A 15,194-nucleotide genomic window follows, 5' to 3' on the forward strand; every position below is an offset into this window, starting at 1 on the left:
GGACGCTCCGCGTGGCCGGTATTGCCCGATCATCTGGAGACCGCCGTCGCTTTGCGATTGCGCTGTCGCGCATAGGCCACGCAGGCGTCCACCGTGCTGACGCAGAGCGCATCGATGCTGTTGGGCAAATTGTTATCGCCGGCATAGGTCACTTCCGCGACACGGCCGCCGAGCATGCGAATCTGCGTGTTGCAATAGCCGCCGGGCGCGACGTTGACGGACCCTCCAACCGCGGGGATAGCGCCCAGGGCCATGGTCGGCACCGCGATGTTGAGATTGCCGCGCTGCACGCTGCGCTGATAGGTCCAGATCTGGCCGGAAGGTCCCACATCGGCGGTCGCGGTCGGAAAGCCGGCGCACATGCGGACATCGGCCTCGCTGAGGCCGACCATTTCCCTGCGGGCGGCGGCCGTGGTGGCATCCTCTTTCGCGACCCGCGACGTATCGTCGGGGATGACGCAGGACGACAGGATGGAGATGCCTGCCGCAACAAGGGCAAGTTTTTGAATGCGCAAAGTTGTCATGCCGTCGGTCGGAGTTGCGTGCCGCCCCAGCGCCTCTTGCCTACCTAGGCAAGCGGGCAACGGCGTCAACCCGTCGAGGTCCGCGAATTCCCGTCAAAGGCGAGGGCGCCTATCGCTCTACGTGTTCACGTCACCCGCAAATAGCTCGTCATGCCCGTCTTCTGGTGCTCGATGATGTGGCAGTGGAGCAGCCAGTCGCCGGGGTTGTCGGCGACGAAGCTCAGCTGCACCTTCTCGTCGGGCTGGATGAGATAGGTGTCGGAGATAAGCGGCTGGACCGCGCGCGTCGAGGACGACAGCACCTTGAAGCTCATGCCGTGCAGGTGGATCGGGTGCGCGTGCGGCGTCAGGTTTTCCATGTCGATGATGTAGCTTTGGCCGAGTTTCAGCTCGGCCAGCGGCGCGGTCGGGTCCGGCGTGTCGCCCGGCCACGGCACTTTGTTGATCGCCCAGAAACTATAGCCGAGCGACCCACAGATGCTGTCGGCCGCGACATTTTCGGCCGTGGCGCTCAGCGCCAGCGGAATGCGCCTCGCGGCGGCGACGTCCACCTCCGCCACCGGATTGGGCTCGAGCGGGCCGAGATCGCGAAGATCGCGCCTGAGCGATTGGCCGACCGCACGCAGCGTCGCCAGAACTTTTGGCTTCGTGCCCCTGACATCCCGCAGGCTGACGATCGCGCCTTCGTCGTCGGGCATGCGGATGGCAAGCTCCAGCCGCTGTCCGGGCCCGAGCTGCAGGGCGTCGGGCGCAAAGCGCTGCGGCACCGGATTGCCGTCGAGCGCGATGACGGCGGCCTCGGCGCCGTCGACGCGGAAGCCATAGATGCGCGTGACGTCGGTGATGGCGGCCCGCAGCCGCACCAGCCCGCCGGCCGGCGCGTCATATTGCGGCTGGTCGAGCCAGTTGGCCGTGCGCACCGTGCCATAGGTGCCGCTGCGCGCCGCATCGCGCGGCCGGAACTGCGCGATGAACTGGCCGTCATCGCCGAGGCGCCAGTCGCGCAGATTGAGCGCCACTTCGGCATCGAAGGCAGGATCGTTCGGGTTTTCCACCACGATGACGCCGGTCAGCCCATGGCCCATCTGTTCCAGCGTATTGCAATGCGGGTGATACCAGAAGGTGCCGGCGTCTGGCGGCGCGAAGGCGTAGTCGAAATGATCGCCCTGATACACATAGGGCTGGATCATGAACGGCACGCCGTCCATCTTGTTGGGAACGCGGATGCCATGCCAATGGATGGTCGTCGGGTCGTCGATGCCGTTGACGAGCCGCGCAGCGAATGGCTTGCCTTTCTTCATCCTGATGACCGGCGGCGGGCCGGCCTCGCCATAGGTCAGGACATTCTTCGTTGGCGCGCCGGCCATCAACTGCGCTGCTATGCCTGCCGTCTTCAAGATCAGCGGTTCGGGTTTCGCCGCCGCCCAGCCGGCGAACTTGCCGGCGGTCGAGAGGCCGATGCCGGCCGCGCCGGCCGCCGCGGCGCCCTGCAGGAGTCTGCGGCGTGTGAAGACCGACATTGAGAATCCGGAATGGGTGAGTGGCGGCTTCAGGCTCTACCATCATTCGCGTACATCCCGAAACGGACAGATCGCCGCTCCCGAAAGCCAATCGAATGCCAGGCTGAATGCGGCAGGCCGTGATCCTGATCAATCTCCGACGGCGGCGAAATGTCCGCCGCCGAAATCCTTGAGCACCAGTTTCGGCACGCTCTCGCCGATCCGCCGCGTCGCGCTTGGAATTTCGCGGTCGAGACGGGCAAAGCGTGTCCGGCGCAATGACGGATCGGGAACAGGCACGGCCTCGATCAGCCGCCGCGTATAGGGATGGCGCGGATTGGAGAACACCTGGTCGCGACTGCCGATCTCGACGATCTGGCCGAGATACATGACGGCGACACGATCCGAGACGTTTTCGACCACCGCCATGTCGTGCGAGATGAACAGATAGGCGACGCCGAATTCGCGCTGCAGCTCCTTCAAGAGATCGAGCACGCGCGCTTGCACCGAAACGTCGAGCGCCGAAACGCTCTCGTCGGCGATGATCAGCTTCGGCCTCAGCGCCAGCGCCCGCGCGATGCAGATGCGTTGGCGTTGGCCGCCCGAGAATTCATGCGGATAAAGCTCCATCTGCTCAGACGAGAGACCGACCCGCTCGAACAGCGCTGCCACGCGCCCCCGCCGTTCTTCCTTCGAGCCGATGCCATGGATCAGCAGCGGCTCCGCCACCAGCTCGCCGACGCGCATGCGCGGGTCGAGCGAGGCATAAGGGTCCTGGAAGACCATCTGCACGTCTCGTCGCACCGCCTTGCGCTCGTCGCGCCCGAGGCGGGACAATTCGCGTCCGCCGATCGTCACGCCGCCGCTATAAGGAACGAGGCCGGCCAGCGCCTTGGCGGTGGTCGACTTGCCGCAGCCGGATTCGCCGACCAGCGCCAGCGTCTCGTTCGGCGCGATCGAGAAGCTAATGCCTTCGACGGCATGCACCCTTCGGTTGACGCGGCCGAAGAAGCCACCGCGCAGGTCGAAGCGGACATGCAGGTCTTTCACGACCGCCACCTTGTCTTGCATTGCCGCCACGTCGGACTCGCCGGAAGCCCGGCGGCGCGCGCCGGAGCCGATGCGCGGAACGGCGGCAAGGAGCTCGCGCGTATACGCGGCTTGCGGCCTGGCAAAAATAGCCGATGTCGTCCCCTCTTCGACCATGCGGCCGTTGCGCATGACGATCACCCGATCGGCCATTTCGGCCACGACGCCCATGTCGTGGGTGATCAGGATCACGCTGGTGCCGTGCTGGCGCTGCAGGTCGCGCAGCAGTTCCAGCACCTCGCCCTGCACGGTCACGTCGAGCGCCGTCGTCGGCTCGTCGGCGATCAGCACGGCGGGTTCGAGCGCCAGCGCCATCGCGATCATCACCCGCTGGCGCATGCCGCCGGACAGCTCGTGCGGAAATTGTTTCAGCCGGCTTTCGGCCTCGGAGATGCGCACCGCCTTTAGCGCCGCGACCGCGCGCAGCTTGGCCTCCGTGTGGGATACACCGGTATGCGCCTCGATCGACTCGGTGAGCTGCCGGCCGATCGACAGCACCGGATTGAGCGAGGTCATCGGCTCCTGGAAGATCATGGCGATGCGGTCGCCACGGATGTCGCGCATGCGCCGTTCGTCGAGCACCGTCAGCTCGACGGCACTGCCATCCTTATCGCGAAGCCGGATCGTGCCGGCGGCGATGCGGCCGGCCGGCTGCGGCAGCAATTGCATGATTGCCAGCGCGGTCATCGACTTGCCGGAGCCGGACTCGCCGGCGATGCACAGCGTCTCGCCGCGTTTGAGAGACAGCGACAGGCCGGATACCACCTCGCGCTCGCCATCCTCGCCGCGCACGCTGACGCTGAGGCCGGCGATTTCCAGCACCGCCTCGCCGGCCAGCGCTGATGGAACTTCGCGAACGCTTTGCGTCATTGCTCTCCCCGAGCAAGTCGGAGCGCCGGTCCCCACCCGGACCTTTGGTCCGACCTCCCGACGAGGGGGAGGTAGGGCGCTGGCGTTTTACCCTCCCTCTTGTGGGAAGGGTCGCTGCGAAGCAGCGGGGCGGGGGTGGGGCGCCGACCTCTCATTCAAACACGCAGCGCGGGAAGTAGAACGACACCACCCAGTTCGGCATGTCGACGATCTCGCTGATCCTGAGATCGCCGCAGACCGAGACCAGCATATAGGCGTCGACCGGGTCGAGCTTGTATCGGCCGGCCAGCAGGTCGACCATCTGACTGACCGCCTGCTTGGCGCCGGTCATCAGGTCGGGCCCGATCCCGGTCGTCACCTCATAACCTTTGGCGTCGAGATGCCGCGTCACCGGGCCCGGCGTGGTGAAGCGCGGCGTCTTCAGCCGCGCGTCCTTCACCAGGTCGAGCTTGAGCACGACGTCCATCGGACTCTCGATCGCAGTGCCGCACACTTCGCCGTCGCCCTGCGCGGCATGCGTGTCGCCGACCGAAAACAGCGCGCCTGCCACTTCCACCGGCAGATAGAGAATGGTGCCGGCGGCAAGGTCCCTTATGTCGAGATTGCCGCCGACGCGCCGCGGCGGCACCACCGAATGGTGGCCCATCTCGCCCGGCGCGTTGCCGATCGTGCCGGCAAACGGCTTCAGCGGCACGCGGCCTTGTCTGCCGAACAGCGCCGGCTCGAGCGAGCCGGGGTCATATTTCCAGATGTTGAGTGCCGGCTCCTTGAAGTCGTCGGCAAGCAGACCGAAGCCCGGAATGTTCGCCGTCCAGCCGAAGCCGGACGGCTTGAACATTTCGATCGTCACCTTCAGCGCGTCGCCGGGCTCGGCGCCCTCGACGAAGATCGGCCCGGTCACCGGGTTGATCATGCCGAAATCGAGATTGGCGATATCGCCGACGGTGCTGTCGGCCTTGAGCTGCCCGCCGGAAGAATCCAGGCACTGGAACTCGATCGTCGAGCCAGGTGCCACGCGCTCGGCCGGGGCAAAGGAATTGTCCCAGCCGAAGTGGTGATGGCGCCCGTGGATGGTGTAGTCGCAGTTACTGCACATCTTTCACATACACATTGTCGTAGTTGATCGGGATATGGACCGGGTCGACATAGAGATTGTCGGCGCCGCCCATGCGGGCCGACTTCAGCGTGAAGCGCTGCTCGTTGAAGACCGGCGCCCAGGGCGCGTCCTCCATGATCTTGTCGTAGATCGCGCTCCACATCTTCTCGCGATCCGCGGACTTTGCCGGATCGACGACCGAATCGGCTTCGGCCGCCTTGGCGTCGAGATCCTTGTTGCAGTACCACGCCCAATTCCAGCCGCCCGGCACCGCGCCGGCGCAGCCGAGGATCGGTCCGTAGAAGTTGGACGGATCCGGGAAATCGGCGATCCAGGCCATGCCGCCCGACCAGATCATCGGCGCGCCGGACTTGTCGCCGCCGGCGGCAATCACGTTGGCCTGGGCGAGCGATTGGATGCTGGCCTTGATGCCGATGGCCGCCAGATCCTGCTGGATCGCCTGCGCGATACGCGGATTGGGGTCGGTGTTCATGGCGAACAACTGCGTTTCGAAGCCATCGGGGTGGCCGGCCTCGGCAAGCAGGGCCTTGGCCTTGGCGACGTCATAGGGGTAGCCCTTGAAAGCTTTGTCGTAACCGGGCATCGACGGCGGCAGCGGCTGATTGGCCGGCACCGCGCGGTTGTTGATCATCTGAACGATGCGGTCCTTGTTGATCGCCGTGTTCACCGCCTGGCGCACCTTCACATTGTCGAAGGGCGGCATGGTGGTGTTCATGGTGATGTAGCCGGTGTGCAATTGCCCGCCCACCACGACGCGGGCCTTCTGCTCCGGATCGTTCATCACCTCCTGGAACTTGGCCGGCGGAATGCCGTCGCCGGGCACGTCGATCTCGCCCTTCTGCAGGCGCAGCAGCGCCACGATCGGCTCCTGGCCGATCTCGAAGGTGATCTTGTCGAGATGCGGCAGGCTCTTGTGCCAGTAGTCGGGGTTGCGCTCGAAGACGATGCGCTGGCCGAGCGTCCATTCGGCAAGCTTGAAGGCGCCGGTGCCGACCGGATGCTTGCCGAAGTCGGCGCCGTATTTCTCGACCTCCTCCTTCGGCACCACATGCGAGAAATTGATCGCCATGACATGCAGGAAGGTGGCGTCCGGCCGGGTCAGCTCGAATTTGATCGTGTAGGGATCGACCGCGGTGACGCCGGAGAGGCTGTTCGCTTTGCCGGCGGCGACCTCGTCATAGCCTTTGATCGAGCCGAAGAAGCCGGCGCCCGGGCTCTGCGTCTTCGGATTGGTGACGCGGTCGAGCGAGTATTTGACGTCGTCGGCCGTCATCTCCCGGCCATTGTGGAACTTCACGCCGTGGCGCAGCTTGAAGGTGAAGGTCTTGCCGTCCGGCGAGATCTCGTAGCTTTCGGCAAGGTCGGGCTTCAGCTTGGTGGTGCCGGGCTCGTAATCCATGAGCCCGTCGAACAAGCTCTTGATCATCGACCAGTTCTGCCAGTCGTAGCCGATCGCCGGATCGAGCGTCGCGACATCGTCCTTGTAGGTGATGGTGATGGCGCCGCCCTGCTTGGCGTTAGGGTCGATCGCATCGTCGGCCATCGCGCTTGCCATGCCGAGCATCAGCGCAAGCGCCGAGGCCGCCACGGTGGATGCCAGAAATCGTCTCACGTCACTGTTCCCTTTCTCTGGTTGTTGCCTTGTTCATCTGAGTTTAATTCGGGGGTCGATGAAGGGCGCGATGACGTCGGCCAGCAGGTTGCCGAGCACGATGGCGAAGGCCGAGACCAGGGTGACGCCCATGATGATCGGGATGTCGACGCGCTGGATGGCCTGCCAGGCGAGCTGGCCGATGCCGGGCCAGCCGAAGACGCTTTCGACCACCACGATGCCGCCCATGAAGACGCCGATGTCGATGCCGATCATGGCGACCACCGGCAGGATGGCGTTGGGCAGCGCATGGCGGAACAGGATGGCGCCGCGCGCCAGGCCCTTGGCGCGGGCGGTGCGCATATAGTCCTGGCGCAGAACGTCGATCATCGACGAGCGCATCATGCGCGCATACCAGCCGGCGCCGAGTATGCCCATGGTCAGCGAGGGCAGCACAAGATGCCGCCAACTGCCGTAGCCGCCGATCGGGAACCAGCCGAGCCGGACGGCGAAGACATAGAGCAGGAGCAGGCCGACGACGAATTGCGGCGCCGAGACGCCGACAAAGGAGGCGACCATCAAGGTCTGATCGGTGGAGGTGCCGCGCTTGACGGCGGCGATCAGGCCCATGGTAAGGCCGATCGCGAGCTCGCACAGGATGGCGCCGACCATCAGAAGCAGGCTCGCCGGCAGCCGCGAGACGATGAGCTCGGTGACTTCAGAGCGTTGGATGTAGGAGCGGCCGAGATCGCCGCTGAGCAGCCTTGTGAGATAGTGCCAGTACTGGACGATGAAGGGCTGGTCGAGGCCGAGCTGCCTGCGGATGTTTTCAACCGTGTCGGGCGTCGCGCTGCGGCCGGCGATCTGGCGCACTGGATCAGCCGGCAGCAGATAGAGCAGCGCGAAGGTGATCAGCGAGACGCCGAGCAGGATGAGCAGCGACTGGATGAGACGTCGGCCGAGATAGGCGATCATGCCCGCCCCCTCTGCGTCGGGTCGAGGATGTCGCGCAGCGCGTCGCCGATCAGGTTGAAGGCAAGCGCAAGCGCCAGGATCGCGGCGCCGGGGAAGAACACCAGCCAGGGCGCCGCCTGGAAATAGGTCTGGTTCTCGAAGATGATGTTGCCCCAGGAGGCCGTCGGCGGCTGCACGCCGATGCCGAGATAGCTGAGCGTGGCTTCGAGCAGCACCGTGGTCGAGATGCCGAGCGTGCCCCAGACGATGATGGTCGGCAGCAGATGCGGCAGGATATGGCGCAACAGGATGCGCGGCGCGCTCGCCCCTATCGTGCGCTCGGCATCGATGAACTCGCGCTCCGACAGCGACGAGGTTTCGGTGTAGATGACGCGCGCGGTCTGCACCCAGTTGACCAGCGCGATCACCATGGCAACGATCCAAAGGCTCGGCTCGAACACCGCCGCCAGGCAGATGGCGAGAAGCAGTGCCGGGAAGGCCATCATCAGGTCGGTGAAGCGCATCAGCGCGCTGCCGATCCAGCCGCGGAAATAACCGGCCGTGACGCCGACCAGCGTACCGATCAGAAGCGCCACGCCGTTGGCGACGATGCCGATGATCAGCGAGGTGCGGGCGCCGAACAGGATGCGGGTCAACAGGTCGCGGCCGAGCAGGTCGGTGCCCAGCCAGAACTTGGCGTTCGGCGGCAAGGGCGAACCTTCCAGCGTCAGTCCGTCGAACATCTGCTCGTTGGGATCGTAGCCGGTCAGCCACGGCGCCAGGATGGCGCCAGCAAGCACGATGGCGACGATGAAGAGTCCGAGCAGCGCCAGCGGCCGCTTGAGCAGCCGGCGCCAGACGCCGGCGCGCGGCTTGACCGGCATTTGGCCCGGCGCCGGGAGATCAGGCGCGATCGGATTGGTCACCGCCATCCTCGTTTTCCGTCATCGCCACGATCCGCCGGGCCGCTTCCTCGACGCTGATCTGCCAGCTCATCGCCAGCGACCGCAACTGCGCATAGGCGCGATCGTCGTCGCTGCCTTTCGACAGCGCCGCGACCGCGCGCACGATGGTCTGGCGCTCGCCGACGCGCTGGCGCAGCGACGCGATCTCGTCGGCCAGCCGTTTCCCCGCCTCGAAGCTTTGCCGGGCGATCAGCAGCGCGCTGTACACGCCCGCATTGCCGACCGGTTTCAACAATTGCGCGTCGGCTTTTTGCGACAGCGCCCATTCGATGCGGCCCGGCGCTTCCGAACCGATCAGCGCCACCAGGGGCATCGGCGCCTCGCCCGGCTGCCACGGGAACTGCTCGTCGAAGCCGAGATCGGCGTCGAAGAAGACGAAATCCGCGGCAAGCGCCTCTGCCGGCAATTGCGGCCAGCATTCGACCGCCTCAAGGCCGATCGCCGACAGCTGCCTGGTGATCGCCTGCACCGTCGCGTGCGGGCGATGCAGCACGAAGGCCCGCGCGCCGCCGAGATTGGGGATGCGTGCGGACCGGCTCACGACACCACCCTGAGCCGCGGACGGCCGAAGGTCTTCGCCGGGTCGTAACGCGACAGATAGGGATCGGGCGCCACCTCTTCCTCGCGGCTGACGACCTCGAAAAATCCATCGGCGATGCGCCCGATGATCACCGGCAGGGTTGCATGCTGCGTGTGCGGATCGATTGCGATAGGCCCCAGGCGGGTCGTGAAGCGGCGCCCGGCGAAGGCTTTTGAGAACGCCGCCGGGCCGGCGTCGGGATCGCCGGAGAGCACGTCCGCCATCACTTGCACCGATGCATAGGCGGACGCCTCGAAGGACGAGGCGAAGGCAGCCGGGCGCGGCGCGAAATAGGGTCCGGCCGACAAATGGCCCCTGCCCGTTTCGCCGATCGCCGGCAACTCGCCCTCGGTGAGATTGCAGGATATGACCGGGCAGGCATCGGCCTTGAAGGCCGCATTCTCGCGTCCCAAGTCGCGATATGCCGCCAGGAAGGCATAGGACGAGGTGCCGATGAGGTTGTTGAGGATGAAGTTCGGCCGCGTGGCGCGGATTTCATCGATCAGGCGCGAAACGTCGGTTTCGCCGATGCGCAGGTAGCGCTCGCCGAGCACCTTGCCCGCAGCGTCGGCGATCAGGTCGCGCGCGACGCGGTTCATCTCCCAGCCCCAGATATAGTTCGAGCCGAGCAGGAAGCCGTTGGCGCCGAAACGCGGCGCTACATGAGCCATCAGCGGAACCAGATGCTGGTTCGGGCAGGCATGCATGTAGACGACATGCTCGTTGGCCTCGAACCCCTCATAGGGGCAGGCATACCAGAGCATGCCGCCCGCCTTCTCCAGCACAGGGATCGTCTCCTTGCGGCTCCAGGAGGTAATGCAGCCGATCACGTGGCGGGCGCTGCTGGTCCGGAAGATATCCTCGCAAAGTGAGGCGTAGCGGTCGGCATTGCTTTGCGGATCGCGTTCGACCGGCACCAGCTCGATCCCGCAGCTTCGGTCGGCATTGATGTCGGCGATCGCCCGCATCGCGCCCGTACGGCACGCGTCCGAGACGAGCTGGTAGCTGCCGGATCGCGAATAGAGGACGCCGATCTCGATACGCCGTTTCAAGCAATGCCCCAAAAATGAAAAAGCCCCGCAGCCGCCGCCGACAGGCGAGGCATACGAGGCATTCTTGCCGTCCGGCGACCGAGGCCGATATGTTCGCAGCTACCCTATTCCCTACCGCCCGCCAGTCAAGCCTCAAAGTTGCATGGCGCGGCGGGGCATCTAATCGCGCAGGCTGAAGACGAAAGGCGCGGTGCGGGTGACGTGGGCGCCGAGTTCGGCCGGCGGCGCCGGCACCGACGCGCCCTGCAACACGCCGAGCGCGGCGCGATCGAGATCCGGATCGCCCGAGGATTGCGCCAGCCGGGCAGAGACCACCCTGCCGGAGACGTCTACCGTGAAGGTTACGGTAGGCGTGCCCTCGACGCGCCTGGAGCGCGCCGCGCTCGGATACCGGATATTCCGCCTGATCCATGCCGCCAAGCTGGAATTCCAGCGCGACGGGCTGACGCTCGATCGCGACACCGACTCGGAGGATTGCGGCGCGGCGGCTTTCGCGCCTGCGTTGGCATCGATGCTGGCCATCGTCACGGCCTTTGGCGGCGCGGCCTTTGCCCTTTTCCTCTGGTTCGGCTTTTCGACCGGCTTCTTTTCCGCTTTTTTCCTCGCCTCGACGGGTTGGCTTGCCTTCGGCTGCGCCTCGACAGGCTTTGGCTGCGGCAGCGGAACGGAGCCGTCGGGAGTAACCGTCTCGACTGGGTCGGGCACGACCTCGTCCAGCGGCGGCCGCTCGCTGAGCGCAGCTGCTGTCTCCACCGGTTCGGCCTCCGCCGCCTTGTCGGAAACGACCGGCGGCTCGGCGACCGGCTCGACCCTTTTCATGACCGGCGCCGGATCGGTCACCGGTTTCACTTCGGCGGGCTTTTCCGTCTCCTCCGCCGCATCTGGCTGGTCCGACGCGACCGTGTCCAGCATGGCCGCCTCTTCCGGCACGGCAGGCGTCGTCGGCAGCGGCGCCATTTCGACAGCCAGCGCCGGCGGCGCGCCGCCGTCCGGCACCTCGGTAAAGCTCAGATTCTGCACCGCATAAGCGACCGCGACATGCGCGGCGAAAATAACCGTGGCCGCGCTTGCCCACAGACCGGCTTCGCGGAAGCCGAAGCGTGGCTGGGTGGACAAGGCGGCGATCGCTTGCGTCATTGCGCCGCGCTTCCGCTTGTCGCCGGCGCGGAGGTGGCGCCCGCGGCCGCAGCCCCGGTGCCGGACGCCGTCTCCAGCCCGACCAGCGCAATCTTGAGGTAGCCCGCAGCGCGCAGCAGGTTCATTACCTCCATCAGCTCGCCATAGCCCACCGTCTTGTCGGCGCGCAGGAAGATGCGCGTCTGCTTGTCGCCCTTGGTGCGGATGTGGAGCACGGTGGCGAAGCTCGGTCGCGGCACAGCCTCATTGCCGATCGCCAGAGAAAGATCGCTTTTCAGCGTCAGGAACAGCGGTGTCTCCGGCCGTGGCGCCGGCGTCGCCGTCGACCCGGGCAGGTCGACATTGACGTCGACGGTCGCAAGCGGAGCCGCGACCATGAAGTTGATCAAAAGCACCAGGATGACGTCGATGAACGGGGTGACGTTGATCTCGTGGCTTTCCTCGAGATCGTCGCCGGCCGTCTCGCGAATCCGCGCCGCCATTGGCCGCTCACTCCGCTGCCAACGCGGTTGCCGGCGGCACAGTGCGAAAATCGAGGTCGCGGCTGACCAGCCGCTCGACGCCTGCCGAGGCGTCGGCGAGGATCTGCCTGTAGCCGGCTATCGATCGCGCGAAGACGTTGTAGATCACCACCGCCGGGATCGCAGCCACCAGACCCATTGCCGTGGCGAGCAGGGCTTCGGCGATGCCCGGCGCCACCACCGCAAGATTGGTGGTCTGCGCCTGCGAGATGCCGATGAAGGCGTTCATGATGCCCCAGACGGTGCCGAACAGGCCGACGAAGGGCGCCGTGGAGCCGATGGTGGCGAGTAGGCCGGTGCCGCGCGACATGCGCCGGGACGCTGCCGCCTCGATGCGCGACAGCCGCGAGGTGACGCGCTCCTTCAGGCCGTCGCCCGAGATGTGATCCAACGCGCCGGCCGAGAGCGCGCGCTCTTCCTCCGCCGCCCGCACCAGCAGCGCGCCCGGGCCGCCGCTGTGGCCGAGCGCGCGGCCGGCCTGCATCAGCGTCGCGGCATTGCCGATCGCGTTCGCCGCGCGCCGCGCCTTGAGCTTGCCGCCGAGGATCTCCAGCGACTTGGCGAGCCAGATCGTCCAGGTGACCAGAGAAGCGAGAGCAAGTCCGACCATCACCGCCTTCACCACGATGTCGGCATTCATGAACATGCCCCAGGGCGACAGGTCATGCGGCAGCGTCAGCGCAATGGCGGAAGTCTCTTCGCCCCCGGCAGTGCCCGGCGCCGGCTGAACGCGCGGTTCGGTCGGTGCGGCAGCGGTTGGTGCCTCCGTCGCCGGGGGCTGTGCCGCGGCCGGGGCCTGAGCTGCCTGCACGGCTGCCGGAGCTGTTATGGGCTGCTGAGCGGGCGCTTGTGCGGCCGGTGCCGCGGGTGCCGGCTGCTCCTGCGCCAGCGCGACGTCGGGAAGAAAGGAGCCGGCCGCAAGAATGGCGAACGCGGCCAGCACCACAAAAAGACTGTTCCGGGACAAGGCTAGTCCTCGCTTCATCATTGCACGCCAATGCCGTCTGACTAGAAAACATGAGTTAGCGAGTCAACTATTAAGATGTCCATCACCATCAAATATCCGGGTCGCGCGCCGGTAGCCGGGGACGCCGTGAGGTCTGGACTGCGACGCCGTCGCTGGGCCACCATGTCAGCCACAACCGAGGCAGCAGGCGATGATCAGGGCGACCCCGTTCGACTTCCCCTATGACGGAATGCTGGTGCCGCAAGACACCGCCCTGCTCGTGATCGACCTGCAGGAGGATTTCCTGTCGCCGACAGGCTATTTCGCCAGGAAAGGCTATGACCCTTCGCCGCTGCGGGCCATTCTGCCGACGGTGAATCGGCTGATTGCGGCCGCGCGCGCCGCCGGCCTCGCAATCGTCCATACGAGGCAAGGCTACCGCGCCGACATGGCCGATATGACGGCTTACGAAAAATGGCGCCGCAAGCGGGCGGGACTGGACGGCACCGATATCCTGCTGCGCTCCAGCCCAGGCTTCCAGATCGTCGCCGACATAGAAGTCAGGCCCGAGGACATCATTGTCGACAAGACCTGTAACGGCGCCTTCACCTATACGGATCTGGAACTGGTGCTGAGGGCGCGCGGCATCACCCATCTGATGTTCACCGGCTGCACGACCGATGTCTGCGTTCACACGACGCTGCGCGAGGCCTGCGACCGCAATTTCCAATGCCTGACGATTGCGGACGCCTGCGCCAGCGGCGACGGCCGGGCGCACGAAGCCGCGCTGCATATGGTGACGGTCGAGGACGGCGTCTTCGGCGCGCTGGCGAGCTCGGAGGCGGTCATCGCCGCGCTGTCGCGGATCGCAGAAGAACGGGATTGATATCGGGATTTCGGGATCACAAGAATCCATCGGTCACAAATCTTTTTGCGTGCACCGTTCCGTTGCCGGCGACGCTTTCGTCTTCACGGTTAGCCGCCGCCGCCAGGACAGACGGAGCCAAGCCATGTCAACCGCAGTGACCTTGATCAATGTCTTCACTATGTCCCGTCTTGATGAAACCGGCAGCCGCAGCGGCCGGTCTCACCGCCATCCGGCGATTTCACCGAAGGTGTGCCCCGGTGAACGAGCGCGACGCGAACGTTCCTGGCGCCAGGGTGTCGGCGTCGCACCGCGCCAGCGAATTTCGCGATCAGCGTGACCGTCTCGCGGCCGATCCGCGCGATCTCGCTGGGACGGTCGATACCGCAGATCATGAATTCCTCGATGCCTAGCGCGGCATAGGGCAACAGCGAGAGCGCAAGCCGCGCCGGCGGCCCCGCGACCTCGACCGCCTTGTGGTCGGAGGCGCCGGACCAGCCTTCGGGGCGAATGCGGACGGGAAGCGCGAAGCGCAATCTGCCGACGCGGCCGTGCTCGGCTGCAGCGCCGCGCACACGCTGCATCAGCTGCGCGACTTCGTCCGGCGAGCCGGCCGCCAGCTCGAATATATCGGCATGCCGGCCGGCGACCTTCAGCGCGGTGCCGGACTGGCCGCCGAGCCGGATGGTGAGGTCGCCGCCATGCGGGCCCTTGCGCGGCACGTAACCGCCTTTGACGCTGTAGAAGGCGCCTTCATGGTCGAAGGGCTCGTCGTTCGACCACAGCCGCTTCAACAGCACAAGATATTCGTCGATGCGCTGCCACACCACGCTGTGGCCGACCGGCCGCGCCTCGGCATCACTGTCCTGGAGCGGCTCGCTCAGCATCCTGAGCGACAGGCGGCCGCCGCCTCTCAAGTCGAGCGCCGCGAGCTGCCTTGCCGCCACGGTCGGCTCGACCACGCCGGCCCAGTGCGTCAGCACCACTTCCAGCGCCGGGGTGCGGTCGAGCGTCTGCGCGGCGATGTCCATGTTGGCGAGCAGGCCGGCCGGATCGTCGATCACCAGCTTGCGGAACCCCGCATCCTCGATCAGCGACAGCTTGGTCGCCGTCTCGGCGAAATCGTAGAAGAAGCTGCCATTCGCAGGCTCACCGGGAACATGCGTGAACTCGATCGGCATTGCCATCTCCTCCGTCACGTTGGCTTGCCCCGCTCCACCTCGAACAATCCAATGCGCGCAGGCGCGCCTGGCGCTCGGCCAGTTATCTTCTCCGGTTACTCCAACTCAGATTTTTGGACGGCGGGGCCGTAGGCCCCGGCTCTGTCAGGGGATGATCCCAAGCACCACCGCGCCGGTGAACACGAATGCCAGCGCGAAAACGAGATAGGCGAAGGTTCCGCCATAGGCGGGCCTCCAGCTCTGGTCGGCGGTCAGCCTCTGGCCCTTGCGCTGAGCATTCTGCATGTAGGTCATGGTCGAACC

15 protein-coding genes are annotated in these 15,194 nt (G+C 66.0%); 1 reads left to right on the plus strand and 14 read right to left on the minus strand.

Annotation, left to right across the window (positions count from 1 at the left end):
• Positions 1–29: 29 nt before the first annotated feature.
• The 12 genes from EOA49_RS03920 to exbB form a co-directional block, all read right to left on the minus strand.
• A complete protein-coding gene (locus EOA49_RS03920) occupies positions 30–524 on the minus strand; it encodes a hypothetical protein (RefSeq protein ID WP_127239489.1) in 495 nt (164 codons plus the stop codon).
• Positions 525–649: 125 nt separating this feature from the next.
• A complete protein-coding gene (locus tag EOA49_RS03925; RefSeq protein WP_127239490.1) occupies positions 650–2,044 on the minus strand; it encodes a multicopper oxidase family protein in 1,395 nt (464 codons plus the stop codon).
• A gap of 129 nt (positions 2,045–2,173) precedes the next feature.
• Positions 2,174–3,982 (minus strand): ABC transporter ATP-binding protein, encoded by a 1,809-nt coding sequence (locus tag EOA49_RS03930; protein WP_127243062.1) that lies wholly within the window; start codon positions 3,980–3,982, stop codon positions 2,174–2,176.
• A 151-nt stretch (positions 3,983–4,133) separates the two neighbouring features.
• Positions 4,134–5,078: an acetamidase/formamidase family protein gene (locus EOA49_RS03935; RefSeq protein ID WP_095799684.1), complete on the minus strand. Its 945-nt coding sequence runs from the start codon at positions 5,076–5,078 to the stop codon at positions 4,134–4,136.
• Positions 5,068–6,711 carry an ABC transporter substrate-binding protein gene (locus EOA49_RS03940; protein WP_127241763.1) on the minus strand — a complete coding sequence of 548 codons (1,644 nt, stop codon included), beginning with the start codon at positions 6,709–6,711 and terminating at the stop codon, positions 5,068–5,070. The genes EOA49_RS03935 and EOA49_RS03940 overlap by 11 nt, the downstream gene beginning before the upstream one ends.
• A 33-nt stretch (positions 6,712–6,744) precedes the next feature.
• Positions 6,745–7,665 (minus strand): ABC transporter permease, encoded by a 921-nt coding sequence (locus EOA49_RS03945; RefSeq protein WP_067323079.1) that lies wholly within the window; start codon positions 7,663–7,665, stop codon positions 6,745–6,747.
• Positions 7,662–8,528, minus strand: a complete 867-nt coding sequence (locus EOA49_RS03950) for an ABC transporter permease (RefSeq protein WP_176478976.1) — start codon at positions 8,526–8,528, stop codon at positions 7,662–7,664. Before EOA49_RS03950 ends, EOA49_RS03945 begins: the two co-directional genes overlap by 4 nt.
• A gap of 19 nt (positions 8,529–8,547) precedes the next feature.
• Positions 8,548–9,150, minus strand: coding sequence for an ANTAR domain-containing protein (locus tag EOA49_RS03955; protein WP_127241762.1), 603 nt, complete (start codon positions 9,148–9,150; stop codon positions 8,548–8,550).
• Positions 9,147–10,241, minus strand: a complete 1,095-nt coding sequence (locus EOA49_RS03960; protein ID WP_095826242.1) for a transporter substrate-binding protein — start codon at positions 10,239–10,241, stop codon at positions 9,147–9,149. Before EOA49_RS03960 ends, EOA49_RS03955 begins: the two co-directional genes overlap by 4 nt.
• A 159-nt stretch (positions 10,242–10,400) precedes the next feature.
• Positions 10,401–11,378 carry an energy transducer TonB gene (locus EOA49_RS03965; protein WP_127243063.1) on the minus strand — a complete coding sequence of 326 codons (978 nt, stop codon included), beginning with the start codon at positions 11,376–11,378 and terminating at the stop codon, positions 10,401–10,403.
• Entirely contained in the window at positions 11,375–11,860 is a 486-nt protein-coding gene (gene exbD / locus EOA49_RS03970; RefSeq protein ID WP_127243064.1) for a TonB system transport protein ExbD, read from the minus strand. Before exbD ends, EOA49_RS03965 begins: the two co-directional genes overlap by 4 nt.
• A gap of 7 nt (positions 11,861–11,867) precedes the next feature.
• Complete coding sequence (gene exbB / locus EOA49_RS03975) at positions 11,868–12,866, minus strand: tonB-system energizer ExbB (protein WP_245432963.1); 999 nt, start codon at positions 12,864–12,866, stop codon at positions 11,868–11,870.
• Positions 12,867–13,056: 190 nt separating this feature from the next.
• Between exbB and EOA49_RS03980 the strand changes: the two genes are divergently transcribed.
• Positions 13,057–13,731 carry an isochorismatase family cysteine hydrolase gene (locus EOA49_RS03980; RefSeq protein ID WP_127241717.1) on the plus strand — a complete coding sequence of 225 codons (675 nt, stop codon included), beginning with the start codon at positions 13,057–13,059 and terminating at the stop codon, positions 13,729–13,731.
• A 158-nt stretch (positions 13,732–13,889) separates the two neighbouring features.
• Here the strand turns inward: EOA49_RS03980 and EOA49_RS03985 are convergent, their stop codons facing one another.
• Together EOA49_RS03985 and EOA49_RS03990 are read right to left on the minus strand one after the other, a co-directional pair.
• Positions 13,890–14,891 carry an LLM class flavin-dependent oxidoreductase gene (locus EOA49_RS03985; protein ID WP_245460514.1) on the minus strand — a complete coding sequence of 334 codons (1,002 nt, stop codon included), beginning with the start codon at positions 14,889–14,891 and terminating at the stop codon, positions 13,890–13,892.
• Between the two features lie 144 nt (positions 14,892–15,035).
• Complete coding sequence (locus tag EOA49_RS03990) at positions 15,036–15,185, minus strand: hypothetical protein (RefSeq protein ID WP_082953811.1); 150 nt, start codon at positions 15,183–15,185, stop codon at positions 15,036–15,038.
• Positions 15,186–15,194 lie beyond the last annotated feature (9 nt).

It is taken from the genome of Mesorhizobium sp. M1A.F.Ca.IN.020.04.1.1, from assembly GCF_003997315.1.
In the GTDB taxonomy this organism is placed as follows: domain Bacteria; phylum Pseudomonadota; class Alphaproteobacteria; order Rhizobiales; family Rhizobiaceae; genus Mesorhizobium.

Excerpts from the sequence above, each read along its gene's own strand:
- EOA49_RS03920 (WP_127239489.1), bottom strand. The coding sequence starts at position 524 with ATGACAACTTTGCGCATTCAAAAACTTGCCCTTGTTGCGGCAGGCATC.
- EOA49_RS03925 (WP_127239490.1), bottom strand. The coding sequence starts at position 2,044 with ATGTCGGTCTTCACACGCCGCAGACTCCTGCAGGGCGCCGCGGCGGCC.
- EOA49_RS03930 (WP_127243062.1), bottom strand. The coding sequence starts at position 3,982 with ATGACGCAAAGCGTTCGCGAAGTTCCATCAGCGCTGGCCGGCGAGGCG.
- EOA49_RS03935 (WP_095799684.1), bottom strand. The coding sequence starts at position 5,078 with ATGTGCAGTAACTGCGACTACACCATCCACGGGCGCCATCACCACTTC.
- EOA49_RS03945 (WP_067323079.1), bottom strand. The coding sequence starts at position 7,665 with ATGATCGCCTATCTCGGCCGACGTCTCATCCAGTCGCTGCTCATCCTG.
- EOA49_RS03950 (WP_176478976.1), bottom strand. The coding sequence starts at position 8,528 with ATGCCGGTCAAGCCGCGCGCCGGCGTCTGGCGCCGGCTGCTCAAGCGG.
- EOA49_RS03965 (WP_127243063.1), bottom strand. The coding sequence starts at position 11,378 with ATGACGCAAGCGATCGCCGCCTTGTCCACCCAGCCACGCTTCGGCTTC.
- exbD (WP_127243064.1), bottom strand. The coding sequence starts at position 11,860 with ATGGCGGCGCGGATTCGCGAGACGGCCGGCGACGATCTCGAGGAAAGC.
- EOA49_RS03980 (WP_127241717.1), top strand. The coding sequence starts at position 13,057 with ATGATCAGGGCGACCCCGTTCGACTTCCCCTATGACGGAATGCTGGTG.
- EOA49_RS03985 (WP_245460514.1), bottom strand. The coding sequence starts at position 14,891 with ATGCCGATCGAGTTCACGCATGTTCCCGGTGAGCCTGCGAATGGCAGC.
- EOA49_RS03990 (WP_082953811.1), bottom strand. The coding sequence starts at position 15,185 with ATGACCTACATGCAGAATGCTCAGCGCAAGGGCCAGAGGCTGACCGCC.